Source organism: Trueperaceae bacterium (assembly GCA_019454765.1).
In the GTDB taxonomy this organism is placed as follows: Bacteria; Deinococcota; Deinococci; order Deinococcales; family Trueperaceae; genus JAAYYF01.
Window position 1 is genome coordinate 31,668 of record JACFNR010000028.1, and the last position, 4,628, is coordinate 36,295.

The 4,628-nt window shown below is 72.0% G+C and carries 4 protein-coding genes; 3 read left to right on the forward strand and 1 reads right to left on the reverse strand.

Going from position 1 to position 4,628, the window contains the following annotated elements; genetic code table 11:
* Positions 1-63 precede the first annotated feature (63 nt).
* The 3 genes from H3C53_08910 (at position 64) to H3C53_08920 (ending at position 4,124) form a co-directional block, all read left to right on the forward strand.
* On the forward strand, positions 64-294 hold the full coding sequence (locus H3C53_08910; protein MBW7916785.1) for a metal-sensitive transcriptional regulator: 231 nt from the start codon (positions 64-66) through the stop codon (positions 292-294).
* A gap of 34 nt (positions 295-328) precedes the next feature.
* On the forward strand, positions 329-2,833 hold the full coding sequence (locus H3C53_08915; protein MBW7916786.1) for a copper-translocating P-type ATPase: 2,505 nt from the start codon (positions 329-331) through the stop codon (positions 2,831-2,833).
* A 64-nt stretch (positions 2,834-2,897) separates the two neighbouring features.
* On the forward strand, positions 2,898-4,124 hold the full coding sequence (locus tag H3C53_08920; GenBank protein ID MBW7916787.1) for an Nramp family divalent metal transporter: 1,227 nt from the start codon (positions 2,898-2,900) through the stop codon (positions 4,122-4,124).
* Between the two features lie 11 nt (positions 4,125-4,135).
* Here the strand turns inward: H3C53_08920 and H3C53_08925 are convergent.
* On the reverse strand, positions 4,136-4,628 hold a 493-nt coding region (locus tag H3C53_08925; protein MBW7916788.1), incomplete at its 5' end, for a hypothetical protein.

Sequence of the window (4,628 nt, forward strand, 5' to 3'; positions counted from 1 at the left end):
GCCGCGGGCGCGAACGACTGCAAGCACCTCGACCACGACACGCGGGTCGATGCCGCCCAGCGGTTGAAGAGCGCGCGGGGCCACCTCGACGGCGTGGTGCGCATGCTCGAGGACAGCAGCGTCTACTGCGTGGACGTCCTCAAGCAGCTCAAGGCCGTGCAGGGTGCGCTGACCAAGGTCAACGAGGCCGTGCTGCGGTCGCACATCAGGGACCACGTGGTCACCGCCTCGGAGCGCGGCGACGCCGACCAGATCGTCGAGGAGCTGATGGAGGCCCTGAAGTACCGCCCCTGACGGGCGCGAACGCGCGGGCCCGCGGAAGGACGAGATGAAGACCATCCAGATCGGCGTGCAGGGCATGACGTGCGCCAGTTGCGTGACGAGGGTCGAGCGCGCCCTCGCGAAGGTCGAGGGCGTGACGGCCTCCACCGTCAACCTCGCCACCGAGCGTGCCAGCGTCGACTTCGACCCCGCCACGGCCGACGCCGCCACCCTACTCAGCGCGGTGAGGAAGGCAGGGTACGAGCCGGTGGTGGCCGAGGCCACCATGGGCGTGACGGGCATGACGTGCGCCAACTGCAGTAGCCGCGTCGAACGCGCCCTGGGCAAGGCCGACGGGGTGGTGTCGGCCGCCGTCAACCTCGCCACCGAGCGCGCCACCGTCCGCTACCTCCCCACGGTCACCGACCTGAGGCGGCTCGAGGCCGTCGTCGAGAGGGCCGGTTACGGCGTCCTGGACGCGGGCAGCGCCGAGGCGCGCACCGACCTGGAGCGCGAGGCGCGCGAACGCGAGCTCGCGGCGTTGCGCCGCGACCTGATCACGGCCACGGCGTTCGCCCTGCCGCTCTTCCTGCTCGTCATGCTCCCCATGCTCATCCCGCCGCTGGAACGCGCCCTCATGGCGCTGGTGCCCATGCGGGTCGTCTACTACGTGTCGTTCGCCCTCGCGGCGGTCGTGCAGTTCGGGCCGGGGATGCGCTTCTACCGGCCCGGTTGGCGCAGTCTCCTCGGCGGCAGCCCCGACATGAACAGCCTCGTGATGATCGGCACGAGCGCCGCGTTCGGCTACTCGGTAGTGGCGACCTTCCTGCCCTCGCTCCTGCCCGCCGGCACGGTGCACGTGTACTACGAGGCGTCCGCCGCCATCATCACGCTGGTGCTGGTGGGCAAGTACCTCGAGGCCGTCGCCAAGGGCCGCACGAGCGAGGCCATCAAGAAGCTCATGAACCTCCAACCCAAGACGGCGCGGGTCGTGCGCGACGGGGAGGAACTCGAGGTCGAGGTCGGCGCCGTTGCCCCGGGCGACGTCGTGGTCGTGCGCCCCGGCGAGCGGGTGCCCGTCGACGGCCGCGTCGTGAGTGGTTCGTCCTACGTGGACGAGGCCATGATCACGGGCGAGAGCGTGCCGGTCCACAAGGAGACCGGTAGCGCCGTCGTGGGCGGCACCATCAACAAGACGGGCGCGTTCCGCTTCGAGGCAACTGCCGTGGGGGCCGACACCGTCCTCGCGCAGATCATCCGCATGGTGGAGGCCGCCCAGGGGAGCAAGCCGCCCATCCAGGCCCTCGCCGATCGGGTGGTGGCGGTGTTCGTGCCGGTCGTGCTGGCGCTGGCGGCCGTGACGTTCGGCGTGTGGCTCTGGCTCGGGCCGGAGCCCGCCCTCACCTTCGCCCTGGTCAACATGGTGGCCGTGCTCATCATCGCCTGCCCCTGCGCGATGGGGCTGGCCACGCCCACCAGCATCATGGTCGGCACCGGGAAGGCGGCGGAACTCGGCGTGCTGTTCAGGCAGGGCGAGGCCCTGCAGGCGCTGCAGGAGACGCAGGTGGTGGCCCTCGATAAGACCGGCACCCTGACCAAGGGAGCGCCGGAGCTGACCGACCTAGAGGTCGCCGCGGGCTTCGACGAGGCCGAGGTGCTGGCGCTGGTGGCGGGCGCCGAGGCCGACAGCGAGCACCCGATCGCCGACGCCATCGTGCGGGGAGCCAAGGTCGCGGGCTTGACGGTGCCGGTCGCGGCGGAGCTCGAGGCCGTGCCCGGCTTCGGGGTGACCGCCGCGGTGGCGGGCCGGCGGGTGGCCGTGGGCGCCGACCGCTTCATGCGCCGCCTCGAGGTCGACCCCACCCCCTTGGCCGCGAGCGCCGAGGCGCTCGCGCGCGCTGGCAAGACGCCCGTCTACGCCGCCATCGATGGGCGGCTGGCGGCGGTCCTCGCCGTGGCCGACCCCATCAAGGCGTCCACGCCGGCGGCCATCGCCGCGCTGCACGCCCTGGGGCTGCGCGTCGCCATGATCACGGGCGACGACAGGCGCACGGCGCAGGCCATCGCAGACCAGCTGGGCATCGACGAGGTGCTCGCCGAGGTGCTGCCCGACGGCAAGGTGGCGGCCGTGAGGGAGCTGCAGGCCGCGGGGCGGAAGGTCGCGTTCGTGGGCGACGGCATCAACGACGCTCCCGCCCTCGCCGCCGCCGACGTGGGGCTGGCGATCGGCACCGGCACGGACATCGCCATCGAGTCGGCGGACGTGATCCTCATGGCGGGCGACCTGCGGGGCATCCCGAACGCCCTCGCCCTGTCGCGGGCGACCTTGACGAACATCAGGCAGAACCTCTTCTGGGCGTTCGCCTACAACACCGTGCTCATACCCGTCGCGGCCGGGGTCCTCTACCCGAGCCTCGGCGTGCTCCTCTCGCCGGTCCTGGCGGCGGCGGCCATGGGCTTCTCGAGCGTGTTCGTGCTGAGCAACGCCTTGCGGTTGCGGCGCTTCACGCCGCCGCTGGCGGACGCCGCCGCCCGCGAGCCCGTCGCGAGCGGACGGCTCGCGCCCGCCTGAACCGGTTAGTCGCCGGGTGACGCTTAGGTGCCCCTGAAGCGTCACCCGGAACTACAGTCGTGACGTGCGCCTCCGAGCGAACCCCCTGCGGCACCCCCTCTCCCTGCTCGGCCCGGCGTTCGTGGCGGCCATCGCGTACGTCGACCCCGGCAACGTCGCCGCCAACGTCACGGCCGGCGCCCGCTACGGTTTCCTCCTCCTGTGGGTGCTCGTCGCGTCCGACGCGATAGCAGTGGTGGTGCAGTACCAGTCGGCGAAGTTGGGTCTCGTCACGGCGAGCACGCTGCCGGAGCTGTTGGGCAGGCGCATGCGGCGGGGGCCGCGCCTGGCGTTCTGGGTGCAGGCGGAGCTGGTGGCGGCCGCCACGGACCTGGCGGAGGTCTTGGGGGGCGCCATCGCGCTGAGGCTGCTGTTCGGACTGCCGCTGTTGGTGGGCGGCATCGTCGTCGGCGCGGTGTCCATGGCGTTGCTGGAGGTCCAGAGCCGGCGCGGGCAGCGCCCTTTCGAGTTCGTGATCATCGGCCTGCTGGTCATGATCACCGTCGGCTTCGTGGCGGGGCTGTTCGTTCGACTGCCTGATGGCGCCGACGTGCTGGCGGGGTTGGCGCCGAGGTTCGCGGGGGTCGACAGCGTCGTCCTGGCGGCGAGCATGCTCGGCGCCACCGTCATGCCCCACGCCATCTACGTGCACTCGGCCCTGACGCGCGACAGGCGCCAGGTGGTGACGCCGACCACCCTACCCGTGCTTCTGCGCGCCACGCGCAACGACGTCGTGGGTGCGCTGGGCGTGGCGGGGTTCGTGAACATCGCCATGCTGCTGCTGGCCGCCACGAGCCTGCAGGGGGTGGCGGGGACCGATACCATCGCCGGCGCTCACGCCGCCATCGCGGCGGCGCTCGGGCCTTCGGTCGGGGTCGTGTTCGCGGTGGGGCTGCTGGCGTCGGGGTTGGCCTCCACCTCCGTGGGGTGCTACGCGGGCGCGACGATCATGGCGGGGCTGGTGCACAGGCACGTGTCGCTGCTGACGCGGCGCGCCATCACGTTGGTGCCGGCGCTGGCGCTGTTGGCGGCCGGCGCTGAACCGACCTGGGTGCTGGTCGTGTCACAGGTCGTGCTGAGTTTCGGCATCCCGTTCGCCATCGTGCCGTTGGCGCTGCTCACCAGCGACCGGCGGGTCATGGGCGCGGCCGCGAACGGCGCGGCGGCACGCGTCGTGCTCGGCGTGATCGTGACCACCGTGGTGGCCCTCAACGTGGCGCTGTTGGTGCTCCTCGTGAGCGGTCGGTCCTGAGCGGCGCCGGCCTAGTCCGCTGGGGGCGCGATCACCACCACCGCGGCGCAGTCGTCCATCGGCTCCACCGCGCTGGGCAGGTGGTAGGTGTAGCAGAGGTTGGTGCTGCCCTCGTGGAGGCCGGTGATGGTGTGGTGGGGCTGGGCCGCCGGGTCGTGGGTCAGGTCGAGTCGCACCGAGGTGGCGTCGTCGTCGGCGTCACGATCTTCTAGGCGCCATTCGGCGTCGAGGGTGCGGTCGAGGGTGGTGCCGCCGACCGGCGTGACCTCGAGCGCGATCTCGGCTACCTCGCCGATCTGCAGTACCCCGATGGGGGCCAGCGACGAGTCGCCGTCCGGCCCCGTGGGCGTGAAGACGATGAGGTACTTGTTGTCCTGTGCGTCGTACTTGGCGCAGGCGGTTGTCAGGGCGGCGCCGGCGAGGAGCAGCGCGAGGGCGAGGGTCAGGCGACGGTACGGGCGGGGTCGGGCGTCGGTGGCGTGGCGTTGGTCGTCATGGTTGAAG

Excerpts from the sequence above, each read along its gene's own strand:
- H3C53_08915 (MBW7916786.1), top strand. The coding sequence starts at position 329 with ATGAAGACCATCCAGATCGGCGTGCAGGGCATGACGTGCGCCAGTTGC.